We start from the raw sequence: 15,766 nt of genomic DNA, 5'->3' as shown, positions 1-15,766 counted from the left end.
ATCATGGGTTAGAAGTAGGGGATCCACATGATCGCAGCAACTGATTTGCTGAATGCGGAGGTCTGGCACCGTAAAATAATGAATGGGTATTGGATTGTGTTGGCTTTCATGCTGATCGCCCAAGTTCTCTTTGTGCTGTGCGCGGATCAACTTAGACTGAAGAGTAGTCCAGGGACTGAAAGCGGCTATTTGTTCATTGCTTCCAATATCCTGATTGTTATTTGTGTGGCTTCTGCGGAGATATGGCTGCGTTCCACTTTGCAGTATAACAAGCAAGCCATTGTTGGCTGCGGCTTTATCATTTCTTATTTGTTTTATTTTGTAATAGAGCCTTTTGTGGACGGTGCCCAGATGGCGCTGATGATGCCGATCATGATTTCGTTAATTTATTTTGATCGCAAGCTTCTGTACACATTGGGTCTTTTTAGCATATTCTTCTACGCTGCGGTATATTTCGGGCTGGAACGAGTGTACTTGAAGAAACCGTTGCTCGAATTTATTGCTATGGAGTTTGTTTTCTTACTCTTTTTACTTATGGCGCGGGCTGTGATTGTAAGGTCGAAGGAAACCGGAGAATACTTGGAGCAGCTGACGAAATCGGAACAGGGCCTGCTGGTAGAGCGGGCTATTTCGGACAAGTTGTTGAAGATTGATGCGCTGACTGGATTGTACAATCACAAGACCTTTCATGAATACCTTGATTCCTTGCTGGAACAGTGCGAGAACAACGGGCTAATGCTGCAACTAGCGTTGTTTGATATTGATAACTTCAAGCGGGTGAACGATACTTACGGGCATTGGGTCGGTGATCTGGTGCTGAAGGAAGTCGCAGCCAAAGTGGGCGAGAAGATCGGGCTTAATGATTTTGCGGCGCGTTACGGCGGAGAAGAGTTTGCGGTTATTTATACAGACCGGAACTGTTCTGAAGCTTACAGTGCAGCAGAGGAGCTGCGGTTGACCATCGAGCAGATGGAGCATCCCTATGCCGGCGGCCATCCTATAACGGTTAGTATCGGCTTATGCCGTTATCAGCTTGGCGATGGTAAGGAACAGCTGTTTCGCAAGACTGATGATGCGTTGTATCAGGCGAAAAGATCCGGAAAGAACAGAGTCGTTACATCTTCTGTTGATTCACAAGAAGCTAATATCCTGTCCTATGGATAAATATGAACAGCCCCCCTCTCCCGTGGTAACCGGAAGAGGGGGGCTGTCTTCGTGCTTGAGGCAATCGTTATTTAGCAGCTTCGAACGGTGTGGATACCGGCAGAAACAGGTCGATAATACCGATGACCAGAGCTGCCAGAATCGCGCCGAGAATGGTAACACTAACACCGCTGACTACAAACTGCGCGATCCAGATAACTAGCGCGCTGACGAGGAAGCCGACAATGCCTCGACCAAACGGTGTCGCTTTGCCGCCGAAAATCCCTTCGACCACCCAACCAAGCAGGGCGATCACGAGGGCCAGAACCAAAGCGCTCCAGAAGCCGCCGATGGTGAATTGGGGAACAATCCAGCCGACGATGAGCAAGACAATCGCTGATACAACAAAACGGACTACATGACCTAAAAATCTCACTGGTTTAACCTCCTTTGGCTCAAGCTAAGGATATGTGCAGTTGTTATTATGACCCGGATACGGAATTAATATGTTGGGAAACGATACCCAAATAGCGAAAATCGCCCATATTCGGTATAATGGAATCATCTATGAAGGGAGTTGTGACTGTAATTGGACGACAAAATTTTGCATACGCTTGAATATCGCAAGATTTTAAATAAATTAATGCAATATACGCAGACCTCGATGGGGCGTGAAATGGCGGAACAGCTAAGACCTTCCGGTGATTTTGAAGGCGTAAAGCTGCTGCTGAAGGCTACCGATGAAGCCGCCAACGTGGATCGTCTGAAGGGCATTCCATCGTTTGGCGGAATTACCGACATCAAGGCGGCGCTGAAGCGGGCGTCCATTGGTGGACTGCTTGGAACGCATGAACTGCTTTCTGTCGGCTTCACAATTGGCGGAGCCCGCAGAATCAAGCGTTTTTTGGCTGCAATGCATGAGGATGAGGCTGTTGAATCTTTGTTTGCCCTCAGTGATCTTTTGTCAGAGCAGAAGCATGTAGAGGATGCCATCCGTGCGTGTATTGACGAGAATGCCGATGTCATGGATTCCGCCAGCCCTGAGCTGGCAAATATCCGCCGCGAGCTGCGCGGAGGCGAAGCCAGAATTCGTGAGAAGCTGGACTCGATGATTCGTTCCTCCTCGGTATCTAAAATGCTGCAGGATCAGCTTGTTACGATCCGCGGCGACCGATTCGTAATTCCGGTCAAAGCGGAATACCGTGCCCACTTTGGTGGTATTGTGCATGACCAATCCGGCTCCGGTGCGACCCTGTTCATTGAGCCTGAATCCATTGTGGCGATGAACAATAAGCTGCGGGAGACACGGCTTCGTGAGGAACGGGAAGTGGAGATTATTCTGCACCGGCTAACGGCTCTGGTCGGCGATATCGCGGAAGAGATGACTTACGATGTCGATATCCTGGCCGAACTTGATTTTATTTTTGCCAAAGCTCGTCTGGCCCGGGATATGAAGGCTTCCCAGCCGCGCATGAATGACCGGGGATACCTCAAGCTGCGCAAGGGGCGTCATCCGCTGATCCCTGCAGAGCATGTAGTGCCACTGGATGTGGAACTGGGGAACCAGTACAGCACGATTATCGTTACCGGACCAAATACCGGCGGTAAGACCGTGACCTTGAAGACCATTGGGCTGTTGAGTCTGATGTCCATGTCTGGTCTGTTCATTCCGGCGGAGGAAGGCAGCCAGATGTGCGTATTTGACGCGATCTATGCTGACATTGGCGATGAGCAGAGTATTGAGCAGAGTCTCAGTACCTTCTCCAGCCATATGACTAATATTATTTCCATTCTGCGTAAAATGACTCCGAAGAGCCTCATCCTTCTGGACGAAGTCGGCGCGGGTACGGACCCGGCGGAAGGATCGGCACTGGCCATCGCGATTCTGGAGAACATCCACCGGACGGAATGCCGGATGGTGGCGACTACCCACTACAGCGAGTTGAAGGCCTACGCTTACGAGCGAAAAGGGGTCATCAACGCCAGTATGGAGTTTGATGTACAGAGCCTTAGCCCGACATATCGGTTGCTGGTCGGCGTGCCTGGACGAAGCAACGCGTTTGCTATAGCAGAGCGCCTCGGCTTGCCGAGTGCTATTCTGGAGCATGCGCGCGGTGAGGTCAAGGAAGAGGACCTGCGTGTGGAGCACATGATTGCTTCGCTCGAAGAGAACCGCCTTGGTGCGGAGAATGAGCGGGAGAAGGCGGAGCATATCCGCCGTGAAGCCGAAGAGTTCCGCAGTAAACAGAAGCAGGAACTGGAGAAGCTGGAGAGCCAGCGCGACAAGCGTCTGGAGAAGGCCGAGAAGGAAGCCAGCGACATTCTGGACAAAGCGCGCAAAGAGGCTGAACAGATCATTAGTGATCTGCGCAAGCTGGCGCTGGAGGAAGGAGCTTCGGTTAAGGAGCATAAGCTGATCGAGGCCCGTCGCCGTCTGGATGAAGCTGAGCCCGCGCCGCGCAAGAAGGCAACTTCCCGCACAGCGGCCAAGCCGCCTAGGCAAATTGGACCTGGAGACGAAGTTCGGGTCTACAGTCTGAACCAGAAGGGTCATGTCGTGGAGATGAGCGGGACCAAGGAAGCGGTGGTGCAGCTTGGCATTATGAAGATGAAGGTGCAATTGGATGATCTGGAACTGGTCGCTGCCCAGAAATCGGGCAATCCCACGCCATTGCGGCAGGCTACGACCGTGAAGCGCACGCGCGACGAGAATATCCGCAGGGAGCTGGATCTGCGCGGGGCCAATCTGGAGGAAGCGCTGCTGGAGACGGATCGCTTCATCGACGAGGCGTTCCTCGGCAATCTGGGCCAAATTGCGATTATTCACGGCAAGGGAACCGGGGTATTGCGGTCAGGCATTCATGATTACCTTCGCAAGCACCGGAATGTTAAGAGCTACCGTCTAGGCAACTATAACGAAGGCGGAGCAGGCGTGACGGTAGCCGAGCTGCAATAGCGAAGGAACCATGTGGAGGAGAGAAGGGTGAGCATGCAGGAAAATGTTGATCTTTTGCTGAGGCATCCGCTGGGGTCGCTGCTTGGCTACTTCACCGTAGCAATCTTGGGGCTGGTGGTATTCCTCTCCTTTTTTGAGATGGTGACGAAGTATAACTGCTGGGAAGAAATTCGCAAAGGAAATGTAGCGGCGGCCATGGCAACCGGGGGCAAAATCTTCGGAATTTGCAACATCCTCCGTTTCAGCATCCAGGCCGGGGCTTCGATTTACGAGACGATGAAATGGTCGGTTGTGGGCTTTTTGTTGCTGCTGTTGGCCTATTTTCTCTTTGAGTTCCTAACGCCCGTATTTTCTATTGATGAGGAGATTGCCGCAGACAACCGGGCCGTAGGCTTGACCGCACTGCTGATCTCGGTATCCTTATCGTATGTTATTGGAGCTTCCATAATGTAGGAGGAAACCATGAAGATTTTAACCCGGGTCCTGTTTGGTTGCGCCGTTGCTTTTTTGCTCGGTGGCATCATATATGTGACGATTAATTAAATATTAAGCATGTTAAGAAGGAGATTTTAAAGATGGAAACGACTGTATGCCCTTGGTGTGATACCGAAATTGTGTGGGATGAAGAATTCGGACCCGAGGAGTATTGCCCGCACTGCAACAATGAGCTGAAAGGCTACCGGACAGTGAATGTCACCAGTGACGATCTGGAGGACGAGCTGGAAGTGAAAGAGGACACGGACGAAGAGTCTGTGAATGACGAGGACCTGTGGGATGACAGTGAAAAGGATGGCGTAGTGCCTATTTTCAACACTCTGGAACAGTTCCGGGACGATTACGATCTCCAGAAGTATGAACAGAACAGCTCAGCTATTCTGTCGCAGCAAGAAGAAGCACCGGAATGCCCGCAGTGCCATGAATTACTGTTACTGGCTGGAACGCAGGAAGTGAAGGAGTTCGATCCTTCGACCCCGGCTGTCCTTGGCGGACCTGTGCTGAAGGCCCCGTTCTCACTAAATGTATTTGTCTGCCCGTCTTGCTTCCATGTCCAGCACAATCTGGCACAGAAGGACCGGGTACAACTTGTTCGCAATTTGAGCATTGGCAGCTAGGGAATTGATCATTTCCTGCCTGTAGGGGCATGATATTCAGAATCATGGCTATAGGCAGGGGGACAATCATGAAGGCTGCATCAACGAAGGTTCAGGCTTCGCTGCTGCTGGGAGTGAACGGCTTGTTTTTACTGGCGGGAGCGTTGTCGGGTACCTTTCTTAACGTTTATTTATGGAAAAGCCGTCAGGATTACATGATGATCGGCTGGTTCACCGTGGCCCAGCAGATTGCGCTGGGCCTTAGTTTTTGGCTCGCAGGCAAATGGGTCAAGGAGCACAACAAGATGAACGCTCTGCGGATCGGGATTGCCGTTTCAGGTCTTTTTTATCTGATCGTGCTGGGAATTGGCGGAAATGCGATTCAGTATATCTGGCCGCTAGGCCTGCTCCTGGGTGTGGCTATCGGATTATTCTGGCTGGCGTTTAATATCGTCTATTTCGAGATTACGGATGCTGCAAACCGTGACTTCTGGAACGGCTGGATGGGACTCTTGGGCTCGCTGACAGGGATAGTCGGACCTTGGGCTTCAGGAAGGTTAATCTCTTCTTTATCCGGAGACCGCGGTTATCGGATCGTATTTATGATCTCGCTCGGTATCTACGGAGCAGCGGTAGTGCTAAGCTTTTTTCTCAAAAAACGCAAGAGCGAGGCAGATTACGGTTGGCTGGAGCCATGGCGGCAGCTGAAGGGTTCAGGCCAGTGGCGAAAAGTGGCTGCAGGGCTTTTTTTTCAGGGCTTGCGAGAAGGGGTCTTCTCGTTTCTAATTGGTTTGCTGGTCTTTGTTGCCGCTAAGGAAGAGAGCAAACTCGGTCAGTTTGCACTGGTTACATCTGCAGTCTCGTTAGTAAGTTACTGGATCGCAGGTAAGTTCTTTAAGCCGACATACCGGTCTGCCGGTATGCTGATTGGCGGGGTGCTGCTGGTTGGAGTGATCACACCGCTGCTGTGGCAGGTGAATTACGGAACTTTATTGATCATGGGAATGGGTACTTCGCTGTTTATTCCGCTGTATATGTTGCCGATGACATCAACCAGCTTTGATCTGATTGGAGCGTCTGAAGAGAGCGTGAGCAATCGGGTAGAGCTTGTCGTGCTGCGGGAGTTAAGTTTGATGTGTGGCAGAATACTGGGTATTCTGGTGTTCATTGCGGTGTTGTCTGTCAACCGATCACCGCGTACGATAACAGTGCTGCTGTTGGTGCTTGGTGCGGCACCGCTGGGAAGCTGGCTGGTCCTTAGGCGTTCTTTGTCCCGTCAGGAGGACAGGCATCCGGTCTAAAACGTTTTATTTTATTGTTATGGGAGAGGCCTACATTGGTCAAAAGAAAACGGATTAACAGCATGGTAACGACGATTGCGATCATGGTGTCCGCAGTGGTGTTTTCCGTACTGCTTGTACTGTATATTATCTTCATTAATCATATTTTACCCCAGACCCGAAAAGCATTGGAGGGCAAGGCCCTAAGCATTGCCCACACAGTTGCCCTGACACCGCTGGTGTCCAAAGGCCTGGAGGAGGGTGTAAGTAAGGATATTCAAGCTTATACGGGAAAAATCGCTCGTCGTAATGATAGTCTGTTCGTAGTGGTACTAGATATGGATAGTATCCGCTACTCGCATCCCGACCCGGCCCTTATTGGCAAGCCTTTTGTTGGCGGAGGACAGGAATTAGCGCTGCAGGGCGAGGATAGCATTTCGGTGGGCTGGGGGACAATGGGCAAATCCTTGCGCGCATTCGTGCCGGTATATAATGACAAAGGACATCAGGTTGGAGTTGTTGTCGTCGGCTTCTCCATGAAACGGGTACATGATATTATTAAGAAAAATGAGTGGACCATCATCTTGATCCTGTTATCGGGGGCCCTGCTTGGCACTTTGGGCGCTATTGTGCTGGGAAAAAAGATTAAGAAGATGATGTTCGGGATGGAGCCGTCGGAAATTTCAAGACTGCTGGAAGAACGCAGTGCTATGCTGCAATCAGCCCGTGAGGGCATCATTGCCATAGACGCTGAGGCGCGTATCACGTTGATTAATGTGGAGGCAGAACGGTTGTTTACGGCTGCTGGAATTACAGGAAAGGCTTTGGAATCATACATAGATGATTATTGGCCAGCTCTGCGCCTGGATAAGGTCTTGAAATCAGGGGATGTGAAGCTGGATGAAGAAATTGACCTGAATGGGATTTCTCTGCTGGCTAACAGTTTGCCGATTCGTGTGGGCGGCGAGATTGTTGGAGCGATCGTCACTTTCAGAGATATGACTGAAATTACCCAACTTGCAGCGCAGTTATCCGGGATATCCGTATACGCGGATGCGCTGCGGGCAGGTGCGCACGAATATATGAACAAACTGCATGTTATTTTGGGTATGACCCATATGGGGATGTATGATGAGCTGCAGCAGTATATTTCCGGAACGGTAAGTAATTATCAGAGCGAGATTGGTTCCATCACAAGAGCAATCAAAGATCCGGTTATGGCGGGATTTCTGCTAGGTAAATTAAGCAGGGCCCGCGAGGACGGCATCAATCTTGTGCTGGAGGAAGACAGCTATCTGCCGGAGTCAGCCCAAGCGGAGATAACCCATGAGTTGATCACGATTGCCGGCAATCTGCTGGATAATGCAAGGGATGCCCTGAGCGATATGACGTCTGAAAACAAGGAAATACGGCTGGCTTTTTACTATGACGAAGGCCGTTTGATCTGTATAGTCAGGGACAACGGTCCCGGCATACCGGAACCGCTGCAAGAGAATATCTATACGCAGGGCTTCTCCACAAAAGGGGAGAACCGGGGGATGGGACTCCATCTGGTCCGGCGAAGTGTGAATAAACTGAACGGACATTTGCAGTTGCTTCCCGGTCATGATCCAGGAACGGTTTTTGTCGTAAATGTGCCGTATTTGACTAAAGGTGATGAGTCTAGATGATTAACGTAATAATCGTGGAAGATGATCCGATGGTAGCGAAGTTTAACCGGCATTATCTGGAGCAGATGGATGGGTTTCGGTATACTGGCTGTGCTGCTTCAGTTGAAGAGGCTAACGTACTGCTGGCAAGCCAACAAGTAGATTTGATTCTCTTGGATATCTATATGCCAAAGAGTAACGGGCTTCAGCTGCTATCCTTTTTACGTGAACAAGGAAGTACGGTAGATGTGATTGTTATATCAGCAGCTAGCGATAATGTCAGTATCCGTAATGCCTTGCAGCATGGTGCAGTGGATTATCTGATCAAGCCCTTTGAGTTTGCTCGTTTTCAGGCGGCATTGACCACGTATAGGGAGAACAACCTGCTGATGAGGCATAGGAAAAATCTTAATCAGGAACAGTTAGATAAGCTTGTCCGGCATCGGGGGGAGACAGAGAAGAATCCTGTCGTGGTGTCTGCTGCTCCTGTGCTCCCTAAAGGACTCAGTGAGAGTACCTTGGATAACATCTGGGAGATCATCAACGGGCTGTCGCAAGATTCCTTCTCTACAGACGATATTTCTACAAGAGCGCCTATCTCCAGAATATCGGTGCGCAAGTATTTGATGTATCTGACGGATACCGGTGCTTTGTCTATGGAGATCAGCTATGGGGCGATAGGGCGTCCAGTATATAAGTACAGGGTAATATCAGAGGGGCACACAGGTGAATCTCCTAATATTTGAGTAGACGAGGTGTTTGCAAGAGGCTGTAAAGTTTGAAATTGCGAGAATCCCAGGTCATTACGACCTGGGGTTTCTTTAATTATTTATATAAGACGAATAAAAGAAAGTAACAAAGAGCCAGAAGGAACGGAGGGGAAGGATTGGAACTGTAGGAGCGTAAGCGACCGCCTGAAAGCTTTCCGTAGGAAAGCACGCATCGTAAGCCTAAGCTGTAGCCAGATTTCAACAGCGACCGGAAGTCCAAACATTCACCGTAGTGTCGACCAAGCCTTAAGTGAGAATCTTAAGTTTGTTTTATATAGATTAGTACAGAACGTTGCTCAGGATCAGCCTTTTGGATTGATCGTGTTGATATCATGGTTGTTGTTGCTCTTATTGCTACGTATTGAATACAGTATGAACAGTAATATGAACCATAACGGGGTAAACAATAAAGCCGGTCGTGTCTCTTCTGCGAAGAGCATTATGATAAGAATTACGGCAAACAATGTTAGGACCGCATAATTAATAGCCGGAGTGAACGGTGCTTTGAACTTGGATTTAGCCTGTAAGTCCGGCCGAGTCTTCTTGTACTTGATATGGCATACTAGAACAACACCCCAAACCCATATAAAACAAATTGCACTTATAGTAGTGACGATCCCAAAAGCTTGACCTGGAATGACTTTACTTAATAAAGTACCAACCGATATAACGAGCGTAGAAATAAATAAGGAGTTCCCTGGTACATGATTTTTATTTAGCTTGGCAAAATGAGGGGATGCTTGGTTCTTTTTGCTCAAACTATAAAGAATCCGGCTTGTCGAGAACATCCCGCTGTTGCAGGCGGAAGCGGCTGAAGTTAATACGACGAAATTAATAATTCCCGCAGCGATGGGTATTCCTATTAAACTAAAGGTTTTCACGAATGGACTTTCCGCCGGACTGAGATCTGTCCATGGGTTAATGCACAGGAGGACAAACAGTGCGCCAACGTAAAAAAATAGGATCCGCAAAGGGATTTTATTAATAGCAGATGGAATGTTTTTCTCTGGATTGGATGTCTCCGCTGCCGAAACACCAACTAATTCCACGCCGACATAAGCGAATACCACCATTTGAAAAGAAAATAAAAAACCTGAGGCGCCGTTTGGAAAAAAGCCGCCATGCTCCCAGAGATTCCGTATAGTTACCGATCCTGCATCTGTTTTGAGTCCCATGATCAGCAAAACGACCCCGATGCCGATCAAGGCAAGAATTGTAATTACTTTAATTAACGCAAACCAAAACTCCAATTCCCCGAAATTTTTTACAGTTAATAGATTGAGCCCTAATAAAATGATCAGGCAGACGATGGCCGGTACCCATTGCGGGATATCAAACCAATAGTTCACGTATATGCCAACGGCTATAACATCAGCCATAGCTGTCATGATCCAGCAGAACCAATAGGTCCAACCCGTGATAAACGCAGCTCGAGGGCCGAGATAGTCTTCGGCAATGTCCGTAAACGATTGATAACCTGCCTTAGACAACAGAAGTTCTCCCAATGCTCTCATTACAAAAAACACAGCAATCCCCACGATTAAATACGTGATCATGATAGAAGGACCTGCTTGTTGAATCGCTTTGCCCGATCCCAGGAATAATCCCGTCCCAATGGTGCCGCCAATAGCGATGAGCTGAACATGCCGATTAGCCAGCTCTCGCTTTAATTCTGTTTGTGCCATACCTGTTTCCCCCTAAATGGATATAATGCCAATAAAAAAGAGACTGGATGTCATCCAATCTCTAGGTAAAAAGAATATTAAATAATACTTGCCCTGCTAATGATAATCAGCATGACAAATACATATTCAGTACTCTTCTGTCCTTTTGCCTGAGATTGTGAACCCTTCGGCGCCGCAGATTGCCTGCGGTCTCTCCAGAAGCTGCTCCTGCTATAGTGTGATCCATAGCAATCATAGCTTGTGATTTATGAAGTTTATGTTTGTGTAGCGACAGTGTTCTGATATGCAACATATTACATTTAATGTGAATATCCGAACAGTGATAAAAGTCTCTCTGTCACGCAGATAGTATATTATAACATGAAATTCATTAAAATTATGAAGTATCTGTTACTTTAATGACGAAACGTTTTCTTTAATTACGTAAACTATCATGAACAGCACTTTTACGGTTATGATTAATTGTGAAAAAATGCACAAGGGGGCAATTATAAATTATGAAAAAGAAATCAGTGGCTGCGCTTATTCTCATTCTCTCTGTTATGCTCGTGATCGCAGGATGCGGGAATAGTGGCAATAACAGCAGCAGCGGGAACAAGAATCAAGACAACAAGGATGCGGCAAAGGAAGCAACCACGGAAGCTGTTTCAGGAGCATCGGAAGCAAGCTATACACCGCTCGATCAACTGAAGGATACATACGATATCATTATTGTCGGTGGAGGCGGGGCAGGGATGTCTGCCGCGCTTGAGGCTAAAGCCAAAGGGATGAACCCTGTTATTTTCGAAAAAATGCCGGTTGCTGGCGGGAATACAACGAAGTCTTCTTCGGGAATGAACGCTTCTGAAACGAAGTTCCAAAAGGAGCAAGGTATTGCAGACAGCAATGATTTATTTTATGAAGAGAGCTTAAAGGGTGGTCATGATACGAACGACAAAGAGATGCTGCGTTTCTTCGTTGACCATTCCGCCAGTGCTATTGACTGGCTCGACTCCATCGGAATCAAACTGAGCAATATCACCATTACAGGCGGTATGAACGAGAAGCGTACACATCGTCCTGAAGATGGCTCTGCAGTTGGACAATATCTTGTTAAAGGTCTAGTGAACAATATTCAAGAGCAAGGAATCCCGCTTTTTGTGAACGCCGATGTCAAGGACATTACTGAAAAAGATGGCAAGGTCAATGGCGTCAAAGTCATCTTTAACCAAGAGGATGAGAAAACCATTACAGCGAAGGCGGTCGTTGTGACAACTGGAGGTTTTGGGTCCAACAAGGGAATGATCTCTGAAGTCAGACCTGATTTAGACGGATATGTGACAACCAATCAAATCGGCAGTACAGGTGACGGCATTCAGATGATTGAGAAGCTCGGTGGTGTAACTGTCGATATGGATCAGATCCAAGTTCACCCGACGGTGCAGCAAGAAAAATCATATCTCATTGGGGAAGCTGTTCGCGGGGAAGGCGCTATCCTCGTATCCAGCGAAGGTAAACGATTCACCAACGATCTGGGTACTCGTGACAAAGTAACCGCCGCAATCAATCAACTTCCTGAAAATGCAGCTTTTCTGGTCTTTGATTCTGGCGTGAAATCCAGAGTTAAAGCAATTGAACAATATGAGAAGATGGGCTTTGTGATCCAAGCTGATTCCATCGAGACGTTGGCCCAGGAAATGGGTGTGCCGGGTGATCAATTGCAAAAAACACTGGATACCTGGAACAGCTCTGTAAAAGGTAAAGAGGATGCCGAATTCGGCAGAACAACAGGGATGGACAACGACTTGTCCAGCGCGCCCTACTTTGCGATTAAAATCGGTCCCGGGGTTCATTACACCATGGGCGGTGTGAAAATCAACACCAACACAGAAGTTTTAAATAAAGAGGGTAACCCTATCACAGGTCTGTTTGCTGCAGGTGAGGTGACAGGAGGTCTGCATGGTCAAAACCGGATCGGCGGAAACTCGGTTGCAGAAATCATTATTTTCGGTCGCCAAGCGGGGATCAAATCTGCAGAATTTGTAAAAGCAAACTGAGAAGTACACCATTCATCCTTCATATTGGAAAATAAACAAAAGCTTGGACTGATTACAGTCCAAGCTTTTGTTGTAGGTGCAGTCACAATATAATCAGCTCGTCTTTTCATGAAACGCTATGGGGTGAAGGTCTGGATGAACGGGTCAGTGAGAACAGATCGAGTTCCGGCCTGTGCTTTCCACCAAGAGTATCCGTCAATAGCTCTGCCGCTATATTGCTGTAGGCAGTGCCGTTGCCGCCGTAGCCTTCAATGAAGTAACTATGCGGATAATCCGGGTGCGGCCCAATATAGGGCAGGCCGTCACGCGTTGTTCCAAATACGGCGCCCCAGGCGTATTCAACCTCTATGCCGCGGATTTCCGGGAATAATGCTTCCAGCTCCTCCCGTAGCCTTTTACTCTGGGAGAGAACTCTAACCTCGCGCTGCTTGTCATCAGTCAGTGGTTCATCTTTACCGCCGGCAATGATGCGTCCCTCCGGAGTGGTTCTGAAGTAAAGGTAGGGACGAGCTGTTTCCCAGAGCAAGCTTTGCTCATGCCATTTGGGAAGCTCTTTCAGGGGACGGGTCATGATAGCATATGTATTAATCAGTTCGGCACCCCGGTCCTTCTTCATCTCCTGTGTCTCATAGCCCATAGCAAAAATAACATTCTTCGCAAAAATCCGACCATGCCTGGTGTGGCAAATCACGCCGTCTTCCTTGAACTCATAATGCTGCGCTTTGGTCTGTTCGTATACACGAGCCCCGTTCTTGGCCGCCTGATGGATCAGGCTATGCACCGTTCGGAAGGGATTGGTCTCGGCATCTCCCCGGGAGTACAGGCCTGCTGGTTTGGCAAAAGAGTATACCGAAGCAATCTGGTCCTGCTCCCAAAACTCCGAATGAAAGCCGTGAGCGGTCAAATTGCGGTGCTCTTCACGTAGGGTTGGCACATCCTCTGGCTTACTGGCATACAGCAAGCTGGAACGGGGAATGATCTGCGGGTCGATCTCCAGCTTGGCAGGGAGGCCAACAATATTGTCGAGTGCCTTCTGACACAACTTATAGAACATCACACCCTGAGCCTCTCCAAACGTGTTGATACAAGCAGTCAATGACTTGTCATTAGAGATCTGCAATAGCCCAGTGTTAGCGTGTGAGCTTCCGCCAGCTACGGCTCGTTTGTCGATCAAGATCACATCTGCTCCGTTCACGGACAGCTGATAGGAAGTCATGGCTCCGCCCATTCCGCCGCCTACTATCAGACACTCACAGTAGGCATCTCCTTGCAACGCCGGGTAAGCAGGCGGATTTAGCAATGTATCACTCCAGGGCGTTTGCCCGCTGATTAATTTCATCGTCGATCTCCCTTTCGTATCATCGGGCGTAGTATTCGCAGGAAACGATGGACTCATGCATGTTTTGCCTGTGCTGGTTTGCGCTTTTTGGCACATAATGTGCTGGGCCCAGGGCATACTACTGTTGGTTTGAACCATCTATAAGGAGGGAAAACATCATATGCAATCTACACAAATGCAGGCACTCAGCGGTAAAGAGCTGGAATACATCGCCGACTCCATTTCTAATGAGGATTTGCTAATCAAGCAACTGGCGGCTACAGCCGGTTCTACACAGAATCAGGCCGTCCGCCAAATCTGCATCCAGCATATCCAGAGCCATACACAGCACATGGGCATGTTGACACAAATGCTGCAGCAGCACCAGCAATATGCCCCAACGCAGCCACAATAACGCTATTCCAACTTTAAGGAGGTTATCTTAGTGAACGCACAAAACGGATCATTTATGGCGGATGAGGACCTGATGAATACGGTGCTGGCCGACCTGAAACGGACGGTACGCGAATATACCACTGCCGCCACAGAATCTGCCTGTCCATCTGTTCGTCAAGCCTTCAACAATTTGACGATGGATACGCTGCGCCTTCAAGGGGATTTGTATACCCATATGTCGCAAATGAATATGTACACAGCTCCCTCCAAGGCCTTGCGTCAGGATGTGGACAAGCAAATTCAGACTGCACAGCAGACACAGCAAAAATGCCAGCAGTTTGTGCAGCAAAAAACAGGGGGAGTCGGCGACTATAGCCATAATCCCAGCGTGACTCATCAACAGAACAATTCACATAATTCTTACTATATGTAACCCGGCATTGAAGCATGTGAAGCAGATGGACATGACTGTCTGCCAGCAATAGCTTGCTTACAAAAAAGGTTAACCCCTGAAATCAGGAGTTAACCTTTTTACATTTTATAACGAAATTAGAACGATACACTACCCAAAGACGCCAAGCAGCACAATTCCGCAGAAAATGACTACAGAGCTGGCAATACGCTTTAGACCCTGCTGCTCCTTAAGTAGTACGATGCCGAGAAGCGCGGCAAACACCGTTCCAATCTCCCGTAGAGGGCTGATATGAGCAATGGGCGCCTGCTGCATAGCGAACAAAAACAGCAGGTAGGAGCCAGGATTCAAAATGGCCCCAAGCAGCAAAGTATTGCGATTGGCTTGCCATTCCTCTCTGATGCGGGGCGAAGACAATACTGCCGGAGTCAATCCTAGGACGAAGCCGATATTGGTCACTTCCAGCAGAGCAAGCGGCGACAGATGCTGAAGATTCAGCTTATCGACGAATACATAACAGGTGGTGCAGAAACCGACACTGAGCGCCATCAGAATAGGTTTTGCCTGTGTGAGCGCAGTAGCGCTAGGCTGGTTCCTGACACCGCCTGATGAACCTAGAACGATGAACCCGGCCAGCATACAGAGAATACCTGCCCAGCCCACTGGTGATAGCGATTCACCTAATGCGACAATCCCGATGACGGGAACAAGCAGAGTACTTGTGCCTCTCATGATCGGATAAATTTGAGAGAGGTCGCCTAGCTCGTAGGTTCTGGATAAAAGCCAGGCGTAAAGGCCCTGGAGAACCACAGACAACAGCAGCAGGCCATACGCGCTGACTGAAAGAGGGTTGCGCCACAATTCAATGATCAGTACAGGCAAAAGCAATAAAGTGGATATCATCATAATAGACCATAAAAAGACACTTTTGCTGCGGCTTTTCTTGGTGAAAAGACTCCAGACGGCATGAGCCATGCCGGAGGCGATAACTAGCAGTATAGGCAGCAGCATAAATAGTTCCGCTCCCTGC

14 protein-coding genes and 1 riboswitch are annotated in these 15,766 nt (G+C 48.7%); of the genes, 10 read left to right on the top strand and 4 right to left on the bottom strand.

Going from position 1 to position 15,766, the window contains the following annotated elements; translation table 11 throughout:
* Positions 1–27 precede the first annotated feature (27 nt).
* Positions 28–1,164 (top strand): GGDEF domain-containing protein, encoded by a 1,137-nt coding sequence (locus ACFRAM_RS06540; RefSeq protein ID WP_379465055.1) that lies wholly within the window; start codon positions 28–30, stop codon positions 1,162–1,164.
* Between the two features lie 67 nt (positions 1,165–1,231).
* Here ACFRAM_RS06540 and ACFRAM_RS06535 read toward each other — a convergent pair whose 3' ends face one another.
* The gene (locus ACFRAM_RS06535; protein WP_379465054.1) at positions 1,232–1,579 is read right to left on the bottom strand and encodes a phage holin family protein; all 348 of its coding nucleotides are present in this window, start codon (positions 1,577–1,579) and stop codon (positions 1,232–1,234) included.
* Between the two features lie 153 nt (positions 1,580–1,732).
* On the opposite strand from ACFRAM_RS06535, the gene ACFRAM_RS06530 reads away from it, so the two are divergent.
* The 6 genes from ACFRAM_RS06530 (at position 1,733) to ACFRAM_RS06505 (ending at position 8,865) form a co-directional block, all read left to right on the top strand.
* Entirely contained in the window at positions 1,733–4,099 is a 2,367-nt protein-coding gene (locus ACFRAM_RS06530) for an endonuclease MutS2 (RefSeq protein ID WP_379465053.1), read from the top strand.
* A 33-nt stretch (positions 4,100–4,132) separates the two neighbouring features.
* Positions 4,133–4,552, top strand: coding sequence for a DUF350 domain-containing protein (locus tag ACFRAM_RS06525; protein WP_066373746.1), 420 nt, complete (start codon positions 4,133–4,135; stop codon positions 4,550–4,552).
* A 122-nt stretch (positions 4,553–4,674) separates the two neighbouring features.
* Positions 4,675–5,211, top strand: coding sequence for a hypothetical protein (locus ACFRAM_RS06520; RefSeq protein ID WP_379465052.1), 537 nt, complete (start codon positions 4,675–4,677; stop codon positions 5,209–5,211).
* A gap of 68 nt (positions 5,212–5,279) precedes the next feature.
* Entirely contained in the window at positions 5,280–6,491 is a 1,212-nt protein-coding gene (locus tag ACFRAM_RS06515; protein ID WP_379465051.1) for an MFS transporter, read from the top strand.
* Positions 6,492–6,526: 35 nt separating this feature from the next.
* Positions 6,527–8,140 (top strand): DcuS/MalK family sensor histidine kinase, encoded by a 1,614-nt coding sequence (dcuS, locus tag ACFRAM_RS06510; protein WP_379465050.1) that lies wholly within the window; start codon positions 6,527–6,529, stop codon positions 8,138–8,140.
* A complete protein-coding gene (locus ACFRAM_RS06505) occupies positions 8,137–8,865 on the top strand; it encodes a response regulator (RefSeq protein WP_379465049.1) in 729 nt (242 codons plus the stop codon). Before dcuS ends, ACFRAM_RS06505 begins: the two co-directional genes overlap by 4 nt.
* 326 nt (positions 8,866–9,191) lie before the next feature.
* Here ACFRAM_RS06505 and ACFRAM_RS06500 read toward each other — a convergent pair whose 3' ends face one another.
* Positions 9,192–10,574 (bottom strand): amino acid permease, encoded by a 1,383-nt coding sequence (locus ACFRAM_RS06500; RefSeq protein ID WP_379465048.1) that lies wholly within the window; start codon positions 10,572–10,574, stop codon positions 9,192–9,194.
* Positions 10,575–10,701: 127 nt separating this feature from the next.
* Positions 10,702–10,782, bottom strand: a riboswitch (glycine riboswitch).
* A 289-nt stretch (positions 10,783–11,071) separates the two neighbouring features.
* Here ACFRAM_RS06500 and ACFRAM_RS06495 point away from each other — a divergent pair.
* Positions 11,072–12,610, top strand: a complete 1,539-nt coding sequence (locus tag ACFRAM_RS06495) for a flavocytochrome c (protein WP_379465047.1) — start codon at positions 11,072–11,074, stop codon at positions 12,608–12,610.
* Between the two features lie 106 nt (positions 12,611–12,716).
* Here the strand turns inward: ACFRAM_RS06495 and ACFRAM_RS06490 are convergent, their stop codons facing one another.
* Positions 12,717–13,949 carry an NAD(P)/FAD-dependent oxidoreductase gene (locus ACFRAM_RS06490; RefSeq protein WP_379465046.1) on the bottom strand — a complete coding sequence of 411 codons (1,233 nt, stop codon included), beginning with the start codon at positions 13,947–13,949 and terminating at the stop codon, positions 12,717–12,719.
* Positions 13,950–14,109: 160 nt separating this feature from the next.
* On the opposite strand from ACFRAM_RS06490, the gene ACFRAM_RS06485 reads away from it, so the two are divergent.
* Together ACFRAM_RS06485 and ACFRAM_RS06480 are read left to right on the top strand one after the other, a co-directional pair.
* Positions 14,110–14,343, top strand: coding sequence for a hypothetical protein (locus ACFRAM_RS06485; protein WP_175374126.1), 234 nt, complete (start codon positions 14,110–14,112; stop codon positions 14,341–14,343).
* Between the two features lie 54 nt (positions 14,344–14,397).
* Positions 14,398–14,757 (top strand): spore coat protein, encoded by a 360-nt coding sequence (locus ACFRAM_RS06480; RefSeq protein WP_175374301.1) that lies wholly within the window; start codon positions 14,398–14,400, stop codon positions 14,755–14,757.
* 129 nt (positions 14,758–14,886) lie between these two features.
* Here ACFRAM_RS06480 and ACFRAM_RS06475 read toward each other — a convergent pair whose 3' ends face one another.
* Complete coding sequence (locus tag ACFRAM_RS06475; RefSeq protein ID WP_379465045.1) at positions 14,887–15,747, bottom strand: DMT family transporter; 861 nt, start codon at positions 15,745–15,747, stop codon at positions 14,887–14,889.
* Between the last annotated feature and the right edge of the window lie 19 nt (positions 15,748–15,766).

Source organism: Paenibacillus sp. NPDC056722, assembly GCF_042790635.1.
GTDB lineage: Bacteria > Bacillota > Bacilli > Paenibacillales > Paenibacillaceae > Paenibacillus_AQ > Paenibacillus_AQ agri.
The sequence above is the reverse complement of the archived record's forward strand: the minus strand, read 5'-3'. Positions and strand labels throughout refer to the sequence as shown.